Annotated in this window: 1 protein-coding gene; it reads left to right on the top strand. The window is 50.0% G+C overall.

From position 1 onward, the window contains the following. Window positions 1-71: 71 nt before the first annotated feature. Window positions 72-286, top strand: a 215-nt coding sequence (locus AC27E8_RS08755; RefSeq protein ID WP_487111449.1) for a hypothetical protein, incomplete at its 3' end; no start/stop codon positions are given.

Genomic DNA, 286 nt, shown 5'->3' with positions numbered 1-286 from the left:
GGATGTATGTGTTGAAGCACGTCGGAACATCGTTCGCGGAACTTCAACGACATTTTCGGACTTACATCCCTGTGGATGGAGAGTACGGGCTAACCATTGCTCCAAACAATTTTCTCTGGTGCGGCATGAGTAAAGCATTTGCGATGTATTTGCTGGACTTAATTCAGCGCCGTCAGTTGTTCATTTTCGTGCCTGATCGTTCGCAGCGGGGATGGGTGGTGCTGAATTATGTGGTCGACGGGGGCGTGTTGACCATCCCCTATTCCAACCATTTCGGTGCCTACAA

This window comes from Alicyclobacillus sp. CIJ1, assembly GCF_057538885.1.
This window is presented reverse-complemented; position numbering and strand designations above follow the sequence as displayed.